General features: G+C 58.8%; 14 protein-coding genes. 2 read left to right on the plus strand and 12 right to left on the minus strand.

Translation table 11 applies throughout. The features are described from left to right. Positions 1-53 precede the first annotated feature (53 nt). Positions 54-251, plus strand: a complete 198-nt coding sequence (locus tag B30_RS00625; RefSeq protein WP_009570029.1) for a hypothetical protein — start codon at positions 54-56, stop codon at positions 249-251. Positions 252-340: 89 nt separating this feature from the next. Here B30_RS00625 and B30_RS00630 read toward each other — a convergent pair whose 3' ends face one another. The 9 genes from B30_RS00630 to B30_RS00670 all read right to left on the minus strand — a co-directional run bounded on the left by B30_RS00630 (position 341) and on the right by B30_RS00670 (position 13177). Further along, positions 341-1033, minus strand: coding sequence for a YjbF family lipoprotein (locus B30_RS00630; RefSeq protein ID WP_198430586.1), 693 nt, complete (start codon positions 1031-1033; stop codon positions 341-343). 11 nt (positions 1034-1044) lie between these two features. Continuing rightward, complete coding sequence (locus B30_RS00635) at positions 1045-3132, minus strand: YjbH domain-containing protein (protein WP_040401769.1); 2088 nt, start codon at positions 3130-3132, stop codon at positions 1045-1047. Between the two features lie 186 nt (positions 3133-3318). After that, positions 3319-5175 carry a polysaccharide biosynthesis protein gene (locus B30_RS00640; RefSeq protein WP_009570032.1) on the minus strand — a complete coding sequence of 619 codons (1857 nt, stop codon included), beginning with the start codon at positions 5173-5175 and terminating at the stop codon, positions 3319-3321. Between the two features lie 172 nt (positions 5176-5347). Further along, positions 5348-5959: a sugar transferase gene (locus B30_RS00645; RefSeq protein ID WP_009570033.1), complete on the minus strand. Its 612-nt coding sequence runs from the start codon at positions 5957-5959 to the stop codon at positions 5348-5350. Further along, positions 5956-6852, minus strand: a complete 897-nt coding sequence (locus tag B30_RS00650; RefSeq protein ID WP_009570034.1) for an NAD-dependent epimerase/dehydratase family protein — start codon at positions 6850-6852, stop codon at positions 5956-5958. Before B30_RS00650 ends, B30_RS00645 begins: the two co-directional genes overlap by 4 nt. Positions 6853-6934: 82 nt before the next feature. After that, positions 6935-8902 (minus strand): MacB family efflux pump subunit, encoded by a 1968-nt coding sequence (locus B30_RS00655; RefSeq protein WP_009570035.1) that lies wholly within the window; start codon positions 8900-8902, stop codon positions 6935-6937. Between the two features lies 1 nt (position 8903). Further along, positions 8904-10070, minus strand: a complete 1167-nt coding sequence (locus tag B30_RS00660; RefSeq protein ID WP_009570036.1) for an efflux RND transporter periplasmic adaptor subunit — start codon at positions 10068-10070, stop codon at positions 8904-8906. A gap of 161 nt (positions 10071-10231) precedes the next feature. Continuing rightward, positions 10232-12148 carry an elongation factor G gene (locus tag B30_RS00665; protein WP_009570037.1) on the minus strand — a complete coding sequence of 639 codons (1917 nt, stop codon included), beginning with the start codon at positions 12146-12148 and terminating at the stop codon, positions 10232-10234. Between the two features lie 132 nt (positions 12149-12280). Next, the gene (locus tag B30_RS00670) at positions 12281-13177 is read right to left on the minus strand and encodes a LysR family transcriptional regulator (RefSeq protein ID WP_009570038.1); all 897 of its coding nucleotides are present in this window, start codon (positions 13175-13177) and stop codon (positions 12281-12283) included. Positions 13178-13317: 140 nt separating this feature from the next. Here B30_RS00670 and ygiD point away from each other — a divergent pair, with 140 nt between their 5' ends. Continuing rightward, complete coding sequence (gene ygiD / locus B30_RS00675; RefSeq protein WP_009570039.1) at positions 13318-14136, plus strand: 4,5-DOPA dioxygenase extradiol; 819 nt, start codon at positions 13318-13320, stop codon at positions 14134-14136. A gap of 6 nt (positions 14137-14142) precedes the next feature. Here the strand turns inward: ygiD and B30_RS00680 are convergent, their stop codons facing one another. The 3 genes from B30_RS00680 to B30_RS00690 form a co-directional block, all read right to left on the minus strand. After that, complete coding sequence (locus tag B30_RS00680) at positions 14143-15030, minus strand: transglutaminase family protein (RefSeq protein WP_009570040.1); 888 nt, start codon at positions 15028-15030, stop codon at positions 14143-14145. 3 nt (positions 15031-15033) lie between these two features. Beyond that, positions 15034-17457 carry a circularly permuted type 2 ATP-grasp protein gene (locus B30_RS00685; RefSeq protein ID WP_009570041.1) on the minus strand — a complete coding sequence of 808 codons (2424 nt, stop codon included), beginning with the start codon at positions 17455-17457 and terminating at the stop codon, positions 15034-15036. Between the two features lie 84 nt (positions 17458-17541). Further along, positions 17542-20985, minus strand: coding sequence for a transglutaminase family protein (locus B30_RS00690; RefSeq protein WP_009570042.1), 3444 nt, complete (start codon positions 20983-20985; stop codon positions 17542-17544). Between the last annotated feature and the right edge of the window lie 95 nt (positions 20986-21080).

A 21080-nucleotide genomic window follows, 5' to 3' on the forward strand; every position in this document is an offset into this window, starting at 1 on the left:
GATTTGAACTTGGCTTTGGATGCTGAGTGATTTGTTGTAACGGAGATACCAATATGAAAAAAGTTACCCTCGCCTCTATGCTTGTTGTCGCAACAGCATCCGCTTCCTTTGCCGGTGGCTATTCTGAGCCCGAAATGGCCCCCACCGTGATTGTTGAGGAAAGCTCCAGCTCTTCCAATGGTTCCATGGGTGGTAACGCTCTTTTGCTTCTGCTCGGCGCTGCTGCGCTCGCAGTTGCTCTCGACTCCTAAGTCGACCTGTTTTCGAATTTTAAAACGGCGGTCATTTGGCCGCCGTTTTTCTTTCTCAAATTCAAATGTCTTGAGCGCCAATGACGCGCTCACCTCAGACGGCGAAACACCAATTGGCCAATCTCGGCACTGGCCCATTGCACCGATTGCACCATCCGGCCTCCCGCATCAATCCAATAGGTGTTGGTGAAAGAAAATTCCCCGGTCGCGGTCTGACAGGTCTCGCGCATGATCCTTGCAGAGGTCGAAATCTCACCAGATGTCACCGATTGAGTTTCACCCGGCGTGATTGCACAGGTTAGCGCCAAACGCGTCGTGCGCTCCAACCCATCCAGAAACCGATAGGTTTTCGTCACCGTCCCGGCCTGTTTTGTGGTGATCAGCCGCACAGCCCCGCCGTCTTCCACAGACATCAAGTCATTGCCAAAGCCACGGGTGGCCGTCAGCATTCCCCGATCAAGGCTTGTGGTTTTTCGATCGGCCCCCACCCAAGTGATCACCGAACCGTTTTGGCCATAGATCGAGGTCACCGCATAGGCGCTCGTTTTTTCTTGCATCACAAATTGCAGCGGGACCCCTGGGATTTCTCTCATGGTGGTCTCAATCGACACGCGCGGATCAACCGGGGGCGCGGCTTTACCCTTGCCGCCCAGCTTCCCCACAGCCATGGACGAGAGATCTTTGATCGTTGCGCTGGCCCGTTTGGCGGACTGATCATTGCCACAGCCCATCAGGCCAAACGACAAACCGAGCGCCGCCAAAGCCACGGCAAGACGCGTCATCTTGTGCTGTTTCATCTCCAATACCGCCCCCAACGGTCTTCGATCTCTGGTTGTTGGGTGCCGCGGATACGCTCATACAACCGTCCCTGCACATTCAGGCGCGCGCCGCCATCACGGGTGAGCGATTGCAACAGGAAATCATTACGTTCGGTGGTCGGCGTTCCGGCGAACCAATCAGAGGGCATGGAAATCCGAATGCCTTTGTCAAAAGAGCCTTCGCCAAATTCATCAAAGGGCACATCGGTCAAGGTCGCATAGGCGCCAACCCGCCAACCATTGTTGAATTCGCGATCCACAGAGAACGTCGCGCCCCAGTCGCCGGCAAGATAGCGACCCACATCCACTTGACCATGGAAACCGTTGCCCATGTCGTAGTAGCCGGAGACGTGCCCCGTCACGATATCATAGTCGCCGAAGCCAAACAGATCATCAAAATCGCGTTTGAGCGCATAGTTGACCTCGGCGCCAAGGGCCAGGCGGCTGGCGGATTTTTTCCAAAGCACTTCACCGGACACACCGCCATACATCCGTTCAAGATAGCCGACAGATGCGCGGGTAAAGATGTTTTCAGCCGGATGACCATACCAGTTGGCCGTCAGGTTTTCGAGTTGTACCTGATTGGAATAATAGGGTGCCTCAGAACGCACAGGCGGCAGGGTGGTGTCATCGACGCTGACATCCTCATCGGCAATATTGCCACTGAGACGGACCGAGGTTGACGCCCGCAAAGACAGGCCCGGCATCAGTTCGTAATTGACCTTGCCACGCAATCCGATGTCAGCACGCAATGGGCTTTCGGGGTCAAAGACGGAGGCTGTCAGATAGGGTGACACAGACCAGTGCAGGCGCGGATAGACATCGTCAAGCCGCACCAAAGGATCGGAGGGCAAAGCGCGGGGATCGGCAAATTGCGTCACGGCCAGCATCTGGCCAGCCGGCTCGAATTCAAGCCGCTCGACACCGGTGCGCGGGACGATGGTGGACTGTGTCGGCACGCCCTCAACCACCTCGGTCATCACAAAGGTTTCGACCGACGGCGGGAAGGCCCGCGACATCAGGCGCGACAGGCGACCCAGCGCCTCGGCGCGTGCGGCAAAGCGGGTGTTGTTAAACCGCACTTCGGCGCGGGTCGCGGTCAAAGACATGGCTTCGAGTTCAAGCCCCTCTTTGGCCATCGCGCGCGCCAAGGCTTTGCGAATTGCGGGGGCGTCCGTGCCATCCTCAATCCATGCGCCAGACCACCCCAACGCATCGGCAGAGCGGCTCGGGCGCTGCATCACCGGGATCGGCGCGGGTTCAAGCCCGCCTTTCACCGCCGGGGTTTTCGGGTTGAGAAATCCGGTGATCCCAAACCCGAACATGTCGCCATAGAGATAAGAGGCGGTGGCGGTGATATGGGGGGTAATGTGATAGCTCAGACCGACATTGAAAGGCGAATTATGCGTGACGATGCCACGCTCCGTTTCGGCCAGATAGGCATCAGACGAATATTCCGCCAAAACGGTCAACTTGTCATTGAGATCGTAACTCAACCCGCCAAACGCCCCGACAGGTCCGCGAAACCATTGATCATAATTGAGCGTGCCACCGGTGTCCCGAAGGTCGCCATCCCGATTGCCGATGGAAAAGCCAAGATCGTTTTGCGTCGCCAAACGGCCCCAACCAAGCCCCCCGGTCACGCGCAGGCGCTCACCGACGGATTTGGTGGCCACTATATATTCACTGCCCAAAAGGCTTGTGCCCATGAGATCGCGCAGACCGAGGGACACGGCGGGGCGATAAGTCCCCTCGTCAAAAAGCTGATAGCTGAGATCAAAGGTCCGGTCCCAATAGACGTCGAATTCGTCGGTCAGATTTTCCGTGCCGCTGTAGCTGAGGCTGCCAGACAGGCGCGGCAGGATTTGAAAGGCCAAGGTGGTACGGCGCACGGGACCAAAACGCGTATGCGACAGGCTCAGTTGCCCATCCGGTGCCGCCTCTGCCGTGGGCATATCCAACAGACCTGCGGAGCCATAAAGGCCGAAACGTGAGGTGTGCAATTCCTCGGCCATCATCGGTGTGCTTGACAGCGCCACGCCTCCGACCGCGGCCCAAAGCAAAGCTTTGCCGCCTTGACGTTCAGCTCTCGCCCGTCGTCCCTGCATCGTCCTGTGACCCACTTTATTCCCCGAAATTTTACGTACCATATCAGAATTTAACCTGTGGCCTAGCCCGTATGCGGCCCGAACGCTGCACCATGATATGGGGCGCTTTTGCCCCCCTTTTTGAGCCATCTCTGCGGTGTTTCAAGCCTTGAGTGGAATTTGCTCGGACTGGTAGCCATCCACCCGCTCCATCGCCACCTTGCGCAATTTTTGCGGGTTCGCCGTGTCGATGGCCACCTGAACTTCGCGCAACATTCCCGCGATTTGAATCTCGCTCAGCCGCGCCTCCTCGGCGCGCAAGATTTTCGGATGCGGCGTTTTACACAGGCTGTCCTCATCGACAAACAGCTCTTCAAATAGCTTTTCACCGGGGCGCAGGCCCGTGATTTTGATCTCAATGTCACCCTCGCCCGTCACCGGATCCTTGACCCGGCGCCCGGACAGGCGGATCAGTTTGCGGGCAATATTGATGATTTTTTGCGGTTTCCCCATGTCCAATACGAACACATCGCCGCCTTCGGCATAGGCCCCGGCCAAAAGCACAAGACGCGCGGCCTCAGAGACTGTCATGAAATACCGGTTCATCTCTGGATGGGTGACGGTCACCGGTCCGCCCGCTTCGATTTGCGCCTGAAACAGCGGCAACACCGAGCCGGACGACCCCAAGACATTGCCAAAGCGCACCATGGCAAATTTGGTGTCCGGTGCGCGGGTTTGCACATCCTGAACGATCAATTCCGCCAAACGCTTTGTCGCCCCCATCACGCTGGTCGGGCGGACTGCCTTATCGGTTGACACAAGGATAAAACGCTCAATGCCCGCAGAAACGGCGGCATCGGCCAAAATTTTCGTGCCCAGAATATTGTTGCGCGCGCCCTCAAGCTCATTGCCCTCGACCAAAGGCACATGCTTGTAGGCGGCAGCGTGAAGGATGATTTCCACCTTCTCCTCGGCCATCACCTGACGCAAGCGCATGGGATCGGTGACCGAGCCAAGCCGGGAACAAATCTCGACCGCGCATGATTGGGTACGCTTGGCCAGATCGAGGTCTGCCATATAGAGATTGTATTCGCTTTGCTCGAACAACACGATTTTGGCTGGGCGACAGGCGATCAACTGACGGCACAATTCAGAGCCAATAGACCCGCCTGCCCCGGTGACCATCACCACACGCCCGGCATAGCTCTTGGCCACCTCAGGGGTCTCAAGATCAACTTTGTCGCGCCCCAGGATGTCATGCGGATCAACCGTGCGCAATTTTTCATTGCCGCGATCCGCCAGCAAATCAATGAAGGATGGCAAAATCTGCACGTCAATATCGGCGCGAAGACACATATCGACAATCGCCTTCTGCCGCGCCTTGGCGCTATCGGGCAAAGCGATGATCAGCTTTGAGATGGATTGGCGAAACATATCGGCGATTAAATCTTTTGGCGAGCACACAGGTATGCCGCCGATTTCCATCCCATGCATGGTGGGATTGTCGTCAAAAAATGCAACCGGGCGCATGTCCGACGATTGGCTCAACGCCGAGGCCAATTGCACCCCGGCGGGTCCGGCACCAAACACGGCGACCGTTTGGCGTTTGTGCAAATGTTCCCGAAGGTGGCCGAACACAGACACTGCAATGGCACGGGTTCCGACCATGCCAGCAAAAGAAAACACGCCAAAAGTCAGCGTGTTGGCCAACATATGCGGCACACCGAGGCCAAGAGAGACAATCATCAGGCTCAGCATGATCGCGAGGTTGGCCTTGGCGATATTAAGCACATCGCCAGAGTTCAGCATCACGAGTTTAATCCGTTGAAGACGAAACCCCGTGATCATGGCCAGCCCAAACAGACCCACCACAAGGTAAAGCCAAAACATGCCCGGATAGGACGCAGGAAAATCCGCGCCAAAGAGCAAGATATGTGTCATCGTGAGTGCCGCGAATAAGACCCCGACGTCGTTTGCCATCAAAACAGCGCGCACAACATGCACAGGCAGGGAGGTCATACCAACGATTAAAACTCTTCTGTACACTCGGTTACTCGCTCAAAAAGTGTATTTTCCCTTTCTTCCTTGCAAAAAGCATGGGCTTGGGAAAGGGCGTATGTGTATTAAAACCGAAACTGTGTAAAAAAGTACCAGATTGATCAGCGAAGGACCGCCGAGGGACCGCCGGACCTCATCGTCTCTGCAGAACGGCAGCGCAGGTCATGGCCAATATCTTGACGTCGAAACAGACAGTTGCATGTCTTTGATAGATCAGATCCAAACACGCCTTTCGGGGCACGCACCGGCGGGCATAGACATCATCCGTTTGCTCAAAACTGACGCATTTGGACAAAAGGCGTTCTTCATGGGCGTGGAAATACAAACTCGCCAAACCCGTCACGCCGGGGCGGTTTTTCAGGACATCCGCATAGAGATCGGGAAACCGCTCGACATAGGCTCTAAGCGGCGGGCGCGGACCGACAAAGGACATATCCCCGCGCAGAATGTTCCAAAGCTGCGGCAGTTCATCCAACCGGGTTTTCCTCAGAAAACGCCCAATTCTTGTCACCCGCGTGGACTTATCGCCACCGGACACGCCGCTGTCATTTTGCGCCACGGTCATGGTGCGGAATTTGATCAGTTGAAAGCCGGTGTCTGCGGTTTTCATCCGCTCGGAGGTGTAGAAAATCGGCGCCCCGTCCCGAAACAGGATCAACAGCGCCACGATGGCAAAGACGGGCCATAGCAGAGCCGCCAGAACAAGCGCAAAGACGATATCAAAGAGTCGTTTTCGACCTGTCATAATACGCCTCGCAGCCGCTGCCATTCGGCAACAATATCTGCCGCAGTGTCGCCCACCGGGACCTGCGGGCAGATGTCAAAAAGAACAGTACAGTTCAACGCGATGTTTTGATGTCCCGAGGCGGATACGGGTACGGCCGTCCATGGCTCTTCCGCCGCTTCCAAGAGCGCATTCATCGACACTGGGTGACGCGCCCCTAGGTTGAGTACAGACGGCAAGGGTTGATCCGTTACGATCAGCGCACAAAGCAGACGAAACAGGCTCAGAGGTCCGATATAAGACCGGCGCGGACCTTCGCCATCGGGGAACATATCCAGCCGCAACGGCGCATCGCCTGATGCCCGCGCCATGGCATTGCCCAAAAGCATATCCGCCCCCGCGACATTGCCAATGCGCAGGCAACAGATCTCAAGCCCCAATGCATCCGCTCGCCGGGCGCACAGTGCCTCCATCTCCATCTTCGCCGCGCCATAGGCGTTGAGCGGGTGGAGCGTATCGGTTTCGACAAAAGGACACCCCATCCCCGCGCCATAGACGGCAGAAGAGGACGCCACGATGAGTTTTGAAATCCCCGCTGACTGAGCCGCAGAGATCGCCGCGTCCACGATCTCGACGTTGGCTTTCATCTCAGCCGGATCGTCTTTGCGCCCGGTTTGGGACACGCCGGCAAAGACCAAAAGCGCATCCAGCCCGCCCCGGCGCGCGGCTTCATGGATCAGAGGCTGCGGGTCCGTGAGGTCAGGCCAGTGAAAACCGGTCTTCGGGTCAGGCGGGGGTGCGCGAAATTGCCATGTGATCTTTATATGCTCCGCAGGTTCCGCCCGTGATGCCGCACGCAACAGCGCGCCGATCCGCCCGGAGGCCCCGATGACTGCGGCGCGGTGGTTTGACATGCTCGCGTGGTGTCCTGTTCACATCTTTGAACGCCATGCTACCGAGCCGCGCGCCAAGGTGCCAGTCCCGAAAACCACCCTTTCACTCCCGGCTCAGCGCGACAACAGGATCGAGGCGCGCCGCATTGCGTGCCGGAAGAAAGCCAAAGGTGATCCCGATCAAGGTCGAGGACAGGAATGCGACGACAACGGCCGCGACCGAGAAACTCAATCGCACACTGTCCACAAAGCGTTCCACCAGAACCCCGCCAATCAACGCCGCCGCAATCCCAATCACCCCACCGACGAGACAGACCATCACGGCCTCCAGCAAAAACTGGCTGACAATATCGGAGCGCCGCGCCCCGATGGCGATGCGCACGCCGATCTCTTTGGTCCGTTCAGTCACAGAGACCAACATGATGTTCATCACGCCAATCCCGCCGACGATCAGTGAAATCACCGCAATCATCGCCACAAGATAGGTCAGTGTTTCGGTCGTTGAAGTGATGGTTTCACGGATCGTGTCCGTGTTGGTCAAAAAGAAATCCTTGGAACCGTGGCGCGCGGTCAAAAGTGCGGAAATCTGGGCTTCGGCCTCGGCCATATCGAAATCGTCAACCACCCGAATGCCAATGCTATCGAGGTTGTTTTGTCCCGACACCCGCGCCATCGCCGTGGTGTAGGGCACCCAGACATTGAGCGAAGACGGACCAAACGTGGCTCCTGTCGAACGCACCACGCCGATCACCCGGACCGGCACATGGCCTAATATCAATACCTGCCCCAAAGGATCGACCCCTGTGTCAAAAAACGTGCCTTGCGTGTCCTCATCAATCACCGCGACCTGCGTGTAACTCGTGACATCGCTGTCACTGAACACGGTGCCAGAGACGGTCTCATAGGCGTGGACCTGAAAGTAATCGCCACTCACCCCGCTGATCGTCGCGGAGGCTTCGGTGTTGCGATAGATCACCGAGGCCTGTGTGGACACGGCGGGAGACACGCTGTCGGCGAAAGGCATCAAGGACAGGGCATCGGCATCTGAGGGCATCAGCGTTTCGATCCGCCCGGAATCCCGCGCGCCAAAGCCCGAGCCAGCGCGCACCGAAATCGTGTTGGTGCCCAGAGAGCTGATACTTTCGAGCACCTTTTCCTGCGTGCCATTGCCAAGCGCCACGACCAGCACCACGGAGGCGATACCGATAATGATGCCGAGCATGGTCAGAAAAGAGCGGGTGCGATGCGCCAACATCGCCTTGAGCGAAATATTGAACGCCTCCCCCAACCTCTGCACCGCCGCGCCGATATGGGCGCTGGCGGGCGGGATTTGCGCCTTATAGGCGGTCTTGTTTTCGGGGTCTTTGCCGTCTTGCCGCTGATCCGAAATGATCCGTCCATCGCTGATCTCGATGATCCGATGGGCATGTTTGGCCACATTCGGGTCGTGTGTGACCATGGCGATGGTGTGGCCCCTGGCGTTGAGATCCAGCAAAAGCTCAATCAGGTCATCACCGCTTTTGGTGTCCAATGCGCCAGTCGGTTCATCGGCCAGGATCACCTCGCCCCCATTCATCAGGGCACGCGCCACAGAGACGCGTTGCTGCTGGCCGCCGGACAGTTCGGTAGGGCGATGATCAAAACGCGTCTCCAAGCCCAATTGGGTCAACAGCTCTTTGGCGTGTTCTCGCCGCGCGGTGCGCCCGACCCCGGCATAAATCGCGGGCACCTCGACATTCCCGACCGCATCCAGATCGGACAGCAATTGATAGCGTTGGAAAATAAAGCCGAAATGTTCGCGCCGCAGCCGCGACAATTCGTCAGGATCAAGATCTTCCACATCCTTGCCATCAAACATATATGTCCCGGCACTGGCCCGATCGAGACAGCCGAGGATGTTCATCAGGGTCGATTTACCTGAGCCCGAGGTGCCGATAATGGCCACCATTTCGCCGGGGTAAATGTCGATATCCACGTCGCGCAACACGGTGATGACCTCTTCCCCTGCGGGAAAACTGCGGGTCAGACCGCGCGCGGAAATAAGCGGGTTGGGCCTTATGGCATCGGTCATGTCAGAACCCCATTCCCGGACCCATGCGTCCAGAACTGCCTGTGGGTGCCGCAACGGCTGCCCCGGTCACCACCCAATCGCCCTCGCTCACACCTGAGATGATTTCCGCCGTCACTTTGTCGTTCAGCCCCACCTCAACCGGCTGCATTTTTTCTGCACCGCTGGTGGCGTCATACACCATGACAAACCTCTGCCCCTCTGCATCCGTATTCAAAGCCGCGGCAGGCACGGTCAACACATTCACCGCCTCATCCAAGACCACGGACACCTGTGTCGTCATCCCGATCCGCAACACATGATCCGGGTTATCCACCTCAAGAATGCCATTGTAATAAATCGCCTCATCGGTCGAAATCGTATCGCTGTCCTCGATCTCCGAGGGGGCGGGTTCGATGTCGCGCACGGTGGCGGCAAAGGCGTTGTCGGGTTCTCCAAGAATGGTAAAGCTGACCTTTTGCCCCGCCGCGACATGCACCACATCGGCCTCTGAAATTTCGGCTTTGACGAGCATCTTGTCGAGGTTGGCCAATTTCACCAAGGTCGGAGAGGTCGTGTTGGCATTCACCGTTTGACCTTCATCCACGACCACGGCCACAACCGTGCCGCTGATCGGCGCCGTCACCGTGGTGCGGTCCAGCGCGATTTTCGCGGTCGACACATTGACCTCTGCGCTTGATTTTTGTGCGTCCAACGCCTCAAGCTCGGCCTCATAAACCGCCAGATCGGCAATCGCGCTTTCGACATCTTCTTGCGAGGCGTAGTTTTGTTTGTTCAGCTCATTCAACCGATTCAAGGACAGTTGCGCCTTTTTCAAACTCGCATGTTTCGCCGCAATCTGCGCGTTGATATTGGCCAATTCCGCTTCGGCCTGAAGCACGTCGTTGTGTTGGTCCTGACTGTCGATCTGCGCGATCAAATCACCCGCCGCCACGGTTTGGCCCAAAGCGACGGCCATCGTTTCGATCTGACCCGAGGTGCGCGCACCGACGCTGATCAATTGCTTGGCTTCGATCGTGCCTGAGGCCAGCACAGTCTCGGACACCGATCCCCGCATGACACGCGCCGTTTGCGGCGGGGCTTGGTCGTCCTTGCTCGCATACTGGGTCCAGCCCCAATAGCCCGCTCCACAGAGCAGAATGACAATCAAAAAACGAAGGGAGGGTTTCATATCGAACCTTTCAAATGCCGCAGCGCAGAGAGCTTGAACCTGTAATACGCAGGAGCGTCGGATTTCCGTCGCACATATCTCGCTGAGGGGCCAAATTCAAAAGAGCCGCCAAAGGGGTCTCGGCGGCTCAAATTTTGATTTTGTTGTGAGGGTTAGCTCAATCAGGACGTTGGGACCATCGTCGCGACCGCGCCATGAGCCTCTTCATAATGATCCAGCTCCGTTTCATACCACGCGGTGCCGCGCGACGCGCTGCCCAAGGCCAGAAACAACTCCGCTTCGGATGCCGCAGGCAGCAGGGCAGAAAACACATCCCAACCCGCCACATCGCCTTCGGCCTCAAAGCCCAAAACCTGTCCCTTGAGACCCGTCACCAAAGGCACCAATCCACCGGAAAACGGGCTTGGGACATGAATGCTGATCCGGTGGATCGGCTGCAAGACAATGGGTTTCGCCTCGGCCATCGCCTCGCGCACAGCGCCTTTGGCGGCGGTGCGGAAGGCATGATCAGAGCTGTCCACCGCATGGTGTTTGCCATCTTTGAGCGTGACTTTGATGTCCACCACGGGCCATCCGTTTGGCCCCTCGGCCAGCGCATCGCACACCCCCGCTTCCACCGCCGACATGTAATTGCGCGGCACCGCGCCGCCTTTGACCGTTTCGGCAAAGACAAAACCATCGCCACGCGGCAAGGGTTCGATCTCGATCACCACATCGGCAAATTGACCGGCACCACCGGATTGTTTGCGGTGGCGGTGCTGGGTCTCGACCCGGCGGGTGATGGTTTCAAACAGCGCCGGAGGGATCGCCTCAAGGGTGACCGACACGCCGAAGACCTCGTCGAGTTTGCTCACAACGCGGCGTTGATGAAGCTGGTCTTGGGTCGCTAAAATCACTTTGCCGCTTTGGCTGTCCTGCTCCACGCTCAGCCCCGGATCAATCTCGGCCAGTTTTGCCAAAGCCAAGGACAAGCGCGCGTCATCGCGGTCATTGACGGGTGAGATCAAGCATCTGTGTTTTGGCGCATGTGCCGCGACCCAAACCGGCGCCTCCATCGGCCCACTCGCGCCATAGACCGGCGCGCGCAGGGACAGGTGATCGGTTTTCACCGTCAATGCGAGGGCACCGGGGGCAAGTTGGCTCACCGGGGTTTTGGCATCAATGTCAACGAGGCTGCCGATACTGCCGCCCGCCACTTGCGCGCCCGCCGAAATCTTGGCCCCCACAGGGCGGATCAGCACGGTTTTGCCAAGATGTTTGACCTGATCGGCAAAAATCCCGACCGCCACAGGAGACGTGCCCAACCGTTCTGACAGCACTTCAATCCCCGGCACTTCATGGCGCAGGCTTTTCATCAACCGGGTCAGACCATTGCCCTTTGCAGCCGCCCCCAAAAAGGTCGGGATCAGGTCGTGATGCTGAAGCACTTTGGTCGAGACCTCATAGATCTCGGCACTCATCACCTGTTGGTCCTCGATCAATTCTTCCAACAGCGCATCGTCAAAATCGGCAAGATGTTCGAGCAAATCGGCGCGGGCCTCTTGTTCGCGCGCCCGCATATCTTTCGGCAGTTCCATCAAGGACGAGCGCGCGCCGTCATGGAACGCCCAAGCGCGCTCAGAGATCAGATCCACCACGCCGGTGATTTCACCATTCTCGCGGATCGGCACTTCGCGCAGCACGATGCCATGGGCCGAATAGGCTTGCAGTGCGGCGACCACATCGCTGATGCGGTCGGTTGCGACATCAAGTTTGTTGACGAAAATCAGCGTCGGTAGATTGGCCGCCTCAAGCAGGCGCAAATAAGGCGCGGCCAAAACCGCCGCATCCACATCCGCCGACACGCACAGCACTGCCGCGTCACTGCCCGCCAAGGCCGATCCGGCCAGTGACAGGCCCTCCGCCCCGCCCGGACACTCCAGCACGGCCCAATCTTCATCCAGATAGCGAAACATCGTGACCGCAGCCTCGCCAAACAGGCTCAAAGAGCGGAATGTTCCCGTCTCAAGCCCGGCGAGCGCTTTGGCCAATGTTGATTTGCCTGATTGAGATGGGCCTAAAATGGTGACGGTTTTCATGCGGGAATCCTCCGGGTCATCGTGCTTTACGCTACACGTCAAAAAGCGTGATTGGGGATAAGACTACGCCCCAGCGTAGCGCTCGGCCTTGGTTCAGGTCAAACTGAGACAGAATTGTTGAACGGTCCAGTGTCAGACGATGCCCGCTTGGCGAATGTCCGTACGGGCGAAGTCGATCAAAGCACGCACTTTAAGAGGCAAGGTGCGCCCTTCAAGATAGATCGCGCTGATCGGGTGGCCGGGAGGATCAAACCCGTCCAAAAGCGACACCAAACGCCCGGTCTCAAGATCATCCCCCAAGACAAAGCGCGGGCAAAAGGCGATCCCTTGCCCGGCGACGGCCAAATCCCGCGCCGCGCGCGCGCTGTTGACCATGAACCGGCTGCGCACGGTGACGGCAATCTCTTGTGCACCATCCACAAACACCCAGTGCGCCGGGCGGCGGCGGTTGGTGTCGATGATACAACCGTGATGTGCCAGATCTTTGGGCCGCTTTGGTGCAGGGTGATCCGCGAGATAGGCCGGGGCGGCAACAACGACGCTTTGGATTTCGCCCAGTTTGCGCATCTTTAACGTCGGCTGATCCAGGGTGCCGATCCGAAACGCCAGATCGACCCCTTCGGCGGCCAGATCGACATAGCTGTCGTTGAGCCGCAAGTCGATGGTCAGGTCAGGATGCGGGGCGGCGAAGCGTTGCATCAGGCCCTGCACATAGGTTTCACCAAAGGTCACAGGGGCGGATACCCGCAGCGTACCGGAAAACCCACGACTGTCCTCGGTCACCGCCGAGAGCATCGCATCGAGTTCGTCCAAAAGCGCGGGCGCACGGGCCAAAAGCTCTTCGCCCGCCGAGGTGACCCCAACCTTGCGCGTGGTGCGTTGCAACACCCGCACGCCAAGGCGCTGTTCGAGCTCGGCGACATATTTTGACGTCAACCGATTGGACATGCCAAGCCGGTCCGCCGCCGCAGTAAACGACCCGGTTTGCGCCGTGGCCACAAAGGCTTTGAGCCCGTCAATCAGGTCCATCACGCAACCATTGGGAATGTTTTGTTCCTAGTCATTCCATATATTCGCTATTTCATTCCCTCACATCAAGTACCATCTTTGGCTCAAGCATTGGGACAAAGAGCCCCCAGCACAGCACCAGCCCCGCAAAGGACATCACTATGAGCCTCGCACAAGACCTGCAAAACCTGAAAGACCGTCTCACATCCTCGGATCGGATGCCGGTTGTGTTTTTGGGCCATGGTAGCCCGATGAACGCCATCGAAGACAATGCCTATTCGCGTAGTTGGGCCGAGTTAGGGGCTTCTTTGCCGCGACCACAGGCAATTTTGGTGGTGTCGGCGCATTGGATGACACGGGGGTCAACGCTGGTGGATGTGTCGCGCATGCCGAAGACCATCCATGATTTTTATGGCTTCCCACAGGAGCTGTTTGCCCAACACTACCCCGCCCAAGGCGCACCCGATGTGGCCAATGAGGTCGTCTCTCTTCTCGCCAGCCACCACGCCGAGGGCGATGACACATGGGGCCTGGATCACGGCGCGTGGTCGGTTTTGACATGGCTCTACCCTGAGGCCGATGTCCCGGTGTTTCAGCTGTCGATTGATATGACCAAGGACTTGCCGCATCATCTTGAGATTGGTCAGGCGCTTGCCGATCTGCGCCATCGCGGGGTGTTGATCCTCGGCTCCGGCAATATCGTTCACAACCTGCGCAGGATGAAATATGGCGCGAAACCCTATGACTGGGCGCTGGAGTTTGACGGGATGTTTGCCGAACGCCTTATGGCCCGCGACCATGCCGCACTCTCAGACCGTGAAGGGCTTGGCAGCCTGTTGACACTGGCGCATCCGTCGCTGGATCACTACCTTCCGGCGCTGACCATTGCGGGGGCTTCAGACGCCAAAGATGAGGTGATGTTCATGAACTCCTCCATCGACATCGCCTCGGTGTCGATGCGCAGCTTCGTCTATTATTGACGGCGCTTAGGTGACGTCCTCAAGCGGGATCACATCTACCGCCTGACGGCTTTCCTGCCCGCCTGAGGTCCGCATCACGCCACGCACAGGCGCGACATCACCATAATCGCGCCCGTAGCCCACGGTGATGTAATCCGTACCGGCAAACTGGTCATTGGTCGGGTCGAATTCGATCCAACCAGTCTCCTGACCGACCCAAGCGCGCACCCACGCATGCATCGCATCCGCCCCCTCAAGGCGCGGTTGTCCGGGGGGCGCGAAGGTACGCAAAAACCCCGAGACATAGCCCGCCGGAATGCCGATCCCGCGCAGGGCGGCGATCATCACATGGGCGAAATCCTGACAGACGCCATGACGGTTTTCAAAGGCCTCTTCGGGCGGCGTGTTCACGTCGGTCGCTTCGGGATCAAACGTCATATCGCGGTGCAGCGCCCGGCCCAGCACCTCGACAACCTGCATCGCAGTCATGTCCGGGTCGACAAGATCGCGGGCATAGGCCGTCATCGCGGGCGACGGCGACACCAGCGGCGAGGCGGAGGCAAAGTGATGCGGCGCATCCGGGCCAAGCCCATGCACCGCACTCAGATCCCGTGCGAACTCCGCCAGACGCGGCGAAAAATCAAGTGGCACGATGGTGTCAAACCGCTCCACTTTGGCGGTGAGATTGAGAGACATGGCGTCAATCGGATGGTGCCACGCCACCATGCTCATTGCGTTGCCAAAAAAATCAACGCCATCGCGGCGTTCATCGGGCCGGGGCGTGACCTGAAGCAGGCGTTGCCGGACCTGTTGCACGCCCACAATATTGGAGGGCAACAGCCGCACCAAATTGCGCGCCCGATCCGAGGTGGCCGCATAATTATATTCGATCGTCAGGCTCACGTCATACAACATCGCTTACCTCAAATACGCCGCGGAAATCAGATCGGAAATCCGCGCCAAATCCGCCCTGATGGACATCAGCCGCTCCGGCGTCATCTCGACCGGCATGGCACAAGCAATCCCGGTCTCAAGCGGCAAGATTGTACGCAACAAGTCGGACGGACGACCATGCAAATGGGCGTTGGGCAAAGCCTCGGCATGCTGGCGCAGGGCGCGGATCAAGAACAGCAGCGCACGCGGGTTGTCAGCGTCCAAAGCCAAGAGATCCACCACGGTGTCGCGGCTGGTTTCGACCCGATAGCGGCGCTGATGGGTGATGATCGAATCCCCCACTTCAACTGCCAAATCGAGCGCGCCCTCCGGCGCATCCTCGCCGGTGAACCGCGCCAAAAGCGAGGCCATCGCATCCGAGCGTTCCAAAGCCCGGCCAATGCTCAAAAACCGCCACCCGGCAAATCGGTACATGTTTTCGTGCACGAGTCCGGTGATCCCGGCGATTTTGCGGACCAAAACCGACATCGCCCGCGCGCAATCGTCGCCGGGCTGGACCGTTTTGGTCATCCGCGTGGCGGTTTTCAACAAATCGCTCAGCGCCGAAATGCCATCGGTCGAAAACCGATCGCGCACGTTGAACGCGCAATTGCGCGCCGTGTTGATGCGCGAAATCAACGCCTCGGGCACGGTTTGGGACAGATCAAACCCGTATCCTGCCATATAGCTGCGCAGGGCTTTCAAACGCGGGTCATTGCGATTGTCGGTGGCGGCCAAGCGCAAATGATAGGCCCGGATCAAACGCGCCGCATCTTCGGTGCGCTCCACATAGCGCCCCAGCCAAAACAGGTTGTCAGCGGCGCGCGCCGGGAGAATACCGGGGGCGGCGCGACGGAAATTACCATCGGACGGGACGGCGGATTTTGTGTGCGGCAGAGGCCGATCCGAGACCACCCAAACGTCCGCCACCGATCCGCCGCGCTGCATCGCGAGGGCGGTGACATCTTCACTGCGGCCAATACGAGCATAACCGCCCTTCATGAACTGCCAGCCCTCAGAAGTCCGTGCGGCAAAGATCCGCACGGTCATCGGACGCGGCACAACCCGGCCACTGCCTTCGCCATCCGCCTGCCATGCGGGCGTGGTCGAAAGCGTCACCGCCTCTTGACCCACAAGCCGGTCGCCTTCGCGCTCAAGCCAATCGGAGATCGACCCCATCGCTGTGCCGCGGAATTCCCCGCCCAGCGCCGTTGTCGCCCCAAGATCAAACGGTAGATCCACCGCATCCGCCGGGCTGATCAGCATGTTTTGTGCGTTCTTTTGGACATAGGCCCGCTCCCGCGTCCCGCCACACCACCATGTTGCAATGTTGGGCAGGGCCAAAGGCTGTCCGGTGAGCACCTTTGACATGCGCGGCAAAAACGCCATCATCGCCCGCATCTCAAGCACACCCGAGCCAAGCGCGTTGGCCATGCCAAGGTGCCCGGCCCGAACCGCTTCCATAAGACCCGGCGTGCCGATATGCGAGGTTGGATTGAACTCAATCGGGTCGGCAAAGGCCGCATCAATCCGGCGCCACAACATGCCAAGCGGTTGCAACCCCTCGATCGTGCGCACCATGGCTTGGGCATTTTCGACCACGATGTCTTCGCCCTCAAGCAACATCATCCCAAGGTAGCGCGCGATATAGGTATGTTCGTAATAGGTGTCGTTGGAGGGGCCGGGTGTCAGAATGCCACTGACCCGGTGCGGTTCCCATTGTGGCGAGGCCAGACGTTCCATCGCATTGCGGAAAGTACCGAAAAAGCCCGACAGTTTGTGGATATGCGCCCGCGGAAAGCGTTCGGGGAAAATCCGCCCCGTCGCCATCCGGTTTTCAAGCGCAAATCCCGCCCCCGAGGGCGCCTGTGTCCGGTCGCCCAGAACAAACCATGTGCCGTCCGGCGAACGCCCGATCTCGAAGGCGATGAAATGCAGGTAATGCCCGCCGCGCGGTTCCACCCCCACCATCGGGCGCAGCCAGTGCGGCGAGCGCGCAATCAAGGCCGCTGGCAAGTGATCGTCCGCCACCAAACGGCCCGGACCATAGAGATCGGTCATGACCCGTTCCAAAAGATCGGCGCGCTGCGTCAACCCGGCACAGATCGTGGCCCATTCGTCTTCGTGCAGGATCACCGGGATGTGGCTCAGGGGCCAATCCCGTTCCGCCAGAGGGTCGTTGGAGTATTGGCGGTAAAACACGCCCGCATCGCGCAGATATTGATCGCCGCGCTCAAAGCGTGCTTCAATCTCGGCGGGGGTCAGGCGAGCAAAGCGATCGACAAACCGCCGCCACACCGGGCGCATCTGGCCTTTGGCATCAAACAACTCATCGGCCACGCCCGGGCGTTGCAGATAGGCGGAAAAGAAATCCGACGTCACGTCAGTGGGCCGCGCTGAATTGGGCATGATGTCCCTTGGGTATCCTAACCTTGCCTTTGCCTCTGGGGCGTTTCGCGAGATTAGACTACCGCAAAACGCCCTGAACAAGGCTTAAAGCAGACCGATGGGCCTCCTGAGGTCAAGGGTCAAGGGAAATTCGGGATGCGGGACCTCCGTGACGGGGGTGTATGTGCCCGGCGCATGACCATAGGGTTCAAACCGCGCCAAACGCCGCGCTTCGGCCTCGTTGCCATTGACCGGGAAGGTGTCGTAGCTACGCCCGCCCGGATGCGCGACGTGATAGGTACAGCCCGAAAGCGCCCGCCCCGTCCAATCATCATAGATGTCAAAGGTCAGCGGCACGTTGACCGGCAAGACCGGATGCAGGGCCTCTGGCGGCTGCCAGGCCTTGAAGCGAACGCCACCGACAGAGGTGCCGGAGGTCGCGGTGCGCGCCATCGGCACGGGGCGCTGGTTGCACATGATGCGGTAGCGATCCTGGTGCAACGTGGTCATTTTGACCTGAAGCCGTTCGACCGAACTGTCGGTGTAGCGCACGGTGCCCCCGATCGCCCCCGTTTCGCCCAACACATGCCACGGCTCAAGCGCCTGACGGATTTCAAGATGAACGCCCTCGGCCTCAATCTGACCACAAAACGGAAAGCGGAACTCGGCCTGCGCGACATACCAGTCCGGGTCCAACTCAAACCCGTGCAGTTTGAGATCATTCAGAAGCGACAAAAGATCTTCCCACAGGAAATGCGGCAACATGAACCGATCATGCAGCACCGTACCCCAACGCACGGGTTTGCCCTCAACCGGCGCGTTCCAACAACGCGCAATGATGGCGCGTAACAACACCTGTTGCGCAAGGCTCATGCGCGGATGCGGTGGCATCTCGAAGCCCCGGAATTCGACCAAGCCAAGACGCCCGGTCGGCCCATCTGGGGAGAACAATTTGTCGATACAAATCTCGGCGCGGTGGGTGTTGCCTGTCACGTCGGTCAACATATTGCGCAGCAGACGATCCACCAACCATGCGGGCGGCACCGCGCCCTCGGTCGGAGGCGTGATCTGCGATAGGGCGATTTCAAGTTCATAGAGCGTGTCGTGCCGCGCTTCGTCAATGCGTGGGGCTTGCGAGGTTGGGCCGATGAACAGCCCGGAGAACAGGTAGGACAGCGCCGGGTGACGTTGCCAGATCAGGATCAGGGATTTGAGCAAATCCGGCCGACGCAGGAAGGGCGAATCCGCAGGCGTGGCCCCGCCCACAACAACGTGGTTGCCGCCGCCCGTGCCAGTGTGACGCCCGTCGATCATGAATTTATCCGCGCCCAGACGCGACAACCGCGCCTCGTCATAGATCGCTTCCGTGGTGGCAACACAATCGTCCCAGCTATGCGCCGGGTGAATATTCACCTCAATCACGCCGGGATCGGGGGCGACACGGATCACATTCAAACGCGGGTCTTCGGGCGGGGAATAGCCTTCGACATGGATCGGCAGGCCAAGCTCTTCGGCGGTGTCTTCGGCAGCGGCCAAAAGTTCAAGGTAATCTTCGAGCGCCTCACAGGGCGGCATGAACAGGCACAACCGCCCGTCGCGTGGCTCAATCGCAATCGCGGTGCGCACTTCGCTGGTGGATGGATCAATGCCCTGCGCGATAAGCGCCTGACGTTCGGCCTCTGACGCTTTGGCTTGGCTCACGGGCTGGCTGTGGCCCTCGGATTCCTCAGGCAAAAGATCGGCTTTTTCCTTGGCCTCCTGTGCCGCACGCGCCTCTTCTTCGGCGGCCAATCGGGTGATTTCGTCCTCCACCCGCTTGCGCCGTTCGGACAGCTTTTCGTGAAAATCCGGCAAAGGCCCGTGATCCATCATCGGGTCAGAGGGATAGGAATAGGGGAAACTCGCAGGAGGAATATGCGGCAAAGCGCCCAAAGGCAGGCGGAAGCCCACCGGGCTATCACCGGGCACCAAAAACAAATGCCCGCGCCGGGTTTGCCACAGCTCCGAAATCCAATTTGACCCGGCTTTTGATTGCCAGCGCTGGATCGGCAGGACATAGCCCGAGGGTTCGGTCAACCCACGCTCAAACACCCGCGCATAGCGAGCGCGGTCTTCGGGGTTCTTCAGCTTGCTGTTTTCCGGGTTCACATTGGGCGGCAGCAGGGATTCTTTCAAAATCCATTCCGCCGGGTCCTCATAGGCAGGTTGGGCGTTGACCGGATCGACGCCAAGGTTTTCGGCGAATTTCTTCATAAACGCCCCGGCCTCTGGCGCCCCTGCGGGCACAGGCACATCCTCCTTCGCGATCAGGTCCGGGTTTTTCCAAACCGGTTTACCATCGCGCCGCCAATAGAGCGAAAAGGTCCAACGCGGCAGGCTTTCACCCGGATACCATTTGCCTTGGCCATAATGCAGAAAGCCCCCCGGCGCGAACCGGGTTTGCAGCCGCCGGATCAGCTCATCGGCCAAGGCGCGCTTTTGCGGCCCCACGGCTTCGGTGTTCCATTCCGCGCTTTCAAAATCATCAATCGACACAAAGGTCGGCTCACCGCCCATGGTCAGGCGCACGTCTCCCTCTTTCAGCGCTTTATCGACCTTATGACCCAGCGCGTTGAGCCGATCCCATGCCTCATCCGAGAAAGGTTTGGTGATGCGCGGATGTTCAGAGACACGTTTGACCTCCATTTGGAAATCAAAGCTGACCTCAGGTGCGCCGACCGAGGTGTAGCCACCCGAAATCGGCGCGGCGTTGCGGTAATGCGGAGTGGCGGCCAGCGGGATATGGCTTTCGCCGGTCAAAAGCCCGGAGGTCGGATCGAGCCCGATCCAGCCTGCGCCGGGGATAAACACTTCGCACCAGGCATGAAGATCGGTGAAATCATGATCGGTGCCAGAAGGGCCATCGAGCGCCTCGACATCGGGTTTGAGTTGAATGAGATAGCCTGACACAAAGCGCGCGGCCAAGCCCAGATGGCGCAGCACCTGCACCAACAACCAACTGGAATCGCGACACGAGCCGGAGCGTTTTTCAAGCGTCTCTTCAGGCGTCTGCACCCCCGCTTCCATCCGAATGGTGTAATTCACGAAATTGGCGATCTGGGCGTTCAGCCCGACCAGAAAATCCACCGTCCGCATCTTTTTGAGATCGAGCGTGCCGATGAATTGCGCCAAAAGCGGGCCTTCGGGTTCGGGGGTGCGGTAGATCACAAGATCGTCCCTGAGATCCGCCGGATACTCAAACGGCCACTCTTCGGCCTCTTCTTCGATAAAGAAATCGAACGGGTTATAGACGGTCATATCGGCGACAAGATCGACCTCGATTTTGAATTCCCGCACGGGTTCGGGGAACACAAACCGGGTCTGCCAGTTGCCATAGGGATCTTGTTGGCGATTGACGAAATGATTGGCAGGCGAAACCTTGAGCGAATGCGAAATCACCCGCGTGCGCGAATGTGGCGCGGGACGCAGACGGATGATTTGCGGGCCAAGGTCAACATTGCGATCATATTTATAATGGGTGACGTGATGGATGGATGCATAAATCGCCATGGTGTGTTCGCCCTTCGCCCGAATGCCCGATCCCTATCAGACTATAAGTGCTTCATCCCGGCTTCACGGGCAAAACGCCTTGGGTCGGGATTTGG

This window comes from Celeribacter baekdonensis B30 (assembly GCF_000299875.1).
In the GTDB taxonomy this organism is placed as follows: domain Bacteria; phylum Pseudomonadota; class Alphaproteobacteria; order Rhodobacterales; family Rhodobacteraceae; genus Celeribacter; species Celeribacter baekdonensis_A.

Excerpts from the sequence above, each read along its gene's own strand:
- B30_RS00625 (WP_009570029.1), top strand. The coding sequence starts at position 54 with ATGAAAAAAGTTACCCTCGCCTCTATGCTTGTTGTCGCAACAGCATCC.
- B30_RS00630 (WP_198430586.1), bottom strand. The coding sequence starts at position 1,033 with ATGACGCGTCTTGCCGTGGCTTTGGCGGCGCTCGGTTTGTCGTTTGGC.
- B30_RS00640 (WP_009570032.1), bottom strand. The coding sequence starts at position 5,175 with ATGACCTCCCTGCCTGTGCATGTTGTGCGCGCTGTTTTGATGGCAAAC.
- B30_RS00645 (WP_009570033.1), bottom strand. The coding sequence starts at position 5,959 with ATGACAGGTCGAAAACGACTCTTTGATATCGTCTTTGCGCTTGTTCTG.
- B30_RS00650 (WP_009570034.1), bottom strand. The coding sequence starts at position 6,852 with ATGTCAAACCACCGCGCCGCAGTCATCGGGGCCTCCGGGCGGATCGGC.
- B30_RS00655 (WP_009570035.1), bottom strand. The coding sequence starts at position 8,902 with ATGACCGATGCCATAAGGCCCAACCCGCTTATTTCCGCGCGCGGTCTG.
- B30_RS00660 (WP_009570036.1), bottom strand. The coding sequence starts at position 10,070 with ATGAAACCCTCCCTTCGTTTTTTGATTGTCATTCTGCTCTGTGGAGCG.
- B30_RS00665 (WP_009570037.1), bottom strand. The coding sequence starts at position 12,148 with ATGAAAACCGTCACCATTTTAGGCCCATCTCAATCAGGCAAATCAACA.
- B30_RS00670 (WP_009570038.1), bottom strand. The coding sequence starts at position 13,177 with ATGGACCTGATTGACGGGCTCAAAGCCTTTGTGGCCACGGCGCAAACC.
- ygiD (WP_009570039.1), top strand. The coding sequence starts at position 13,318 with ATGAGCCTCGCACAAGACCTGCAAAACCTGAAAGACCGTCTCACATCC.
- B30_RS00680 (WP_009570040.1), bottom strand. The coding sequence starts at position 15,030 with ATGTTGTATGACGTGAGCCTGACGATCGAATATAATTATGCGGCCACC.
- B30_RS00685 (WP_009570041.1), bottom strand. The coding sequence starts at position 17,457 with ATGCCCAATTCAGCGCGGCCCACTGACGTGACGTCGGATTTCTTTTCC.
- B30_RS00690 (WP_009570042.1), bottom strand. The coding sequence starts at position 20,985 with ATGGCGATTTATGCATCCATCCATCACGTCACCCATTATAAATATGAT.